This window comes from Lunatimonas salinarum (assembly GCF_017811155.1).
GTDB lineage: Bacteria > Bacteroidota > Bacteroidia > Cytophagales > Cyclobacteriaceae > Lunatimonas > Lunatimonas salinarum.
Window position 1 is genome coordinate 1 of the sequence record NZ_JACVCV010000055.1, and the last position, 2,420, is coordinate 2,420.

At 39.4% G+C, this 2,420-nt stretch carries 3 protein-coding genes; all 3 read left to right on the top strand.

From position 1 onward, the window contains the following. Positions 1 to 268: 268 nt before the first annotated feature. The 3 genes from IAQ59_RS21710 to IAQ59_RS21720 all read left to right on the top strand — a co-directional run bounded on the left by IAQ59_RS21710 (position 269) and on the right by IAQ59_RS21720 (position 2,291). Positions 269 to 1,519 (top strand): ATP-binding protein, encoded by a 1,251-nt coding sequence (locus IAQ59_RS21710; RefSeq protein ID WP_209332955.1) that lies wholly within the window; start codon positions 269 to 271, stop codon positions 1,517 to 1,519. A 268-nt stretch (positions 1,520 to 1,787) separates the two neighbouring features. Next, entirely contained in the window at positions 1,788 to 2,003 is a 216-nt protein-coding gene (locus tag IAQ59_RS21715; protein WP_209332956.1) for an addiction module protein, read from the top strand. Between the two features lie 3 nt (positions 2,004 to 2,006). Beyond that, positions 2,007 to 2,291: a type II toxin-antitoxin system RelE/ParE family toxin gene (locus tag IAQ59_RS21720; protein WP_209332957.1), complete on the top strand. Its 285-nt coding sequence runs from the start codon at positions 2,007 to 2,009 to the stop codon at positions 2,289 to 2,291. The last annotated feature ends 129 nt before the right edge of the window (positions 2,292 to 2,420 follow it).

A 2,420-nucleotide genomic window follows, 5' to 3' on the forward strand; every position in this document is an offset into this window, starting at 1 on the left:
ACCACGAACTCATTAACTCTTCAACCAGTACTGCTAATTGTTCATAGTTCATGGTTAACATTGTCGTACACTCAACCCTTAACCACGAACCCTGAACTCTTTAACCCTTCAACTAGTACTGCTAATTGTTCAGAGTTCATAGTTAACATTACCGAACCCTGAACTCTTCCGAACATCTCACGATAAAATCACTATTGCAAATAGCAATTAAATGCAAAAATTTGCTTTTCTGCATAGAATGTTTGTAGCTTTGTTGTAAAAACAACGCATGCAAAAATTACTGTTACAAGCCGTAATAAGTGACCAAAAAGCGCTAAGGTGGCAGCCTTCAGCTATTGTGAGAAAGCATGTTTCTATTGTAGAGGACGATAGTGTCTGTGTGATTTCCGGTATTAGGCGTTGTGGTAAATCTACCTTGTTGCAGGCGATACGGGCAAAAAACAAAGAACAAGACTATTACCTGAATTTTGATGATGAACGTTTAATTCACTTTAAAGTAGCGGATTTCCAACTGCTTTTAGAACTTTTTGGAGAACGTTATGGCAAGCAGAAGACGTTTTATTTTGATGAAATACAGAACATTACCGGTTGGGAGCGTTTTGTGAGACGCCTGCATGATTATGGGAATAAAGTGTATATCACTGCCTCCAATGCTTCGATGTTGAGCAGAGAGTTAGGCACGCATTTAACAGGACGATATCAGCAGGTGGAGCTTTACCCATTTTCGTTTTTGGAATACCTGAAACTGAATAAAATTGACTCCAGTTCGTTAGATCATTTCAATACTGACGATAAGGCCTTGCTCAAAGCATCATTCAATGATTATTTTAAATGGGGCGGATTTCCTGCTTTTTTAAAATCAAAGTATTCGGAATACCTAAAATCTCTGTACGAAAGTGTGTTGTACCGTGATGTGATGGTGAGAAATGGCCTTACAAATGAACAAGAATTATTAGAATTGATGTTTTTTGTAACGAGCAATACCAGTAAATTAATTTCTTATAATAGTTTGGCAAAAGTAATAGGTGTTAAAAATGCAACTACCGTCAAACAATACCTCGGCTTCCTGCAAGATGCATATATGTTGAGCTTAGTCCCAAAGTATGATGCTTCCGTCAAAAAACAGCTGCTTAATCCCAAAAAAGTATACGGAATAGACTTGGGCTTAATGCGCCAAATCAGTTTTCAAAGCAGTGAAGACCAGGGGCGATTACTCGAAAACCTGGTGTTTCTAGAGTTAAAAAGACAAGCAAAAATGGTGTACTATCATCATAACAAATCGGAATGTGACTTTGTGATTAAAGAAAAAAACAGCATTACCCAAGCAATACAGGTATGCTGGTCGCTCTACGATGACAAAACAAAACAACGGGAACTCAATGGCTTGCTCGATGCCATGACAGCTTATCAACTCCAGGAGGGACTTATTTTAACCGAAGACGAAAGCGATACTCTTAAGATAAATGATAAAATAATTACTATAATGCCGGTATGGTTATGGCTGTTAAGAGGGGACTAGAAGTGTTATAAAAGCCAAGGCAAAGATGGTTAACATTACCGAACCCACAACCACTAACCACGAACTCTTTAACTCATCAACCAGTACTGCTAATTGTTCAGAGTTCATAGTTGACTAAGTTGAACCACGAACCACGAACCCTGAACTCCTTAACCCTTCAACGAGTGCTGTTCATAGTTCATGGTTAACATAACTGAACCCACAACCCTAGGATTTTCACTAGAGAATGGTTATTTTCGGATCGTGGCCATTAGATTGAGACCTGCATATGGAAGATAGAGGAAAAATGATTGAGCAGCTATTGAAACTTCCGCCGATGGAGAGGGCTTCTATTGCAGAGTTGCTACTGAAAAGCCTAGATGACGCCGATCCCATGCTTGATGCCATATGGGCAGAGGAAGTGGAAAACCGGATCGATGCGTACGACCAAGGAAACATTAGCTCATTGTCAGCTTCTGAGTTTTTTGAGAAGCCAACCAACTAAAAATTGAACGTTAGGTTCCTTCGTAGTGCAAAGTTCGAGATAGACGAATCCTATGCTTACTATGAATCTAAAAGAGTCGGATTGGGGAAGGATTTTATGGATGAGGTATACTATGCAGTCAAACGAATTACAGATAACCCTATGGCATGGTCGCAATTATCCCAAAGGACTAGACGCTGTTTGGTGAATCGTTTTCCATTCGGTATTATTTACCAAATACGAGACCACGAGATCCTTGTTTTAGCAGTAGCCCACTTACATAGAAAGCCACGATATTGGAATAGTTAATTGTTCATAGTTCAAAGTTAGCATTACTGAACCCTCAACCCTGAACCACGAACCCTGAACCACGAACCCTGAACTTTCTAACCCTTTAACGAGTACTGTTAATTGTTCATAGTTCATGGTCAACATTGT

Bases quoted from the DNA above. Each gene is read 5' to 3' on its own strand.
- IAQ59_RS21710 (WP_209332955.1), top strand. From the start codon at position 269: ATGCAAAAATTACTGTTACAAGCCGTAATAAGTGACCAAAAAGCGCTA.
- IAQ59_RS21715 (WP_209332956.1), top strand. From the start codon at position 1,788: ATGGAAGATAGAGGAAAAATGATTGAGCAGCTATTGAAACTTCCGCCG.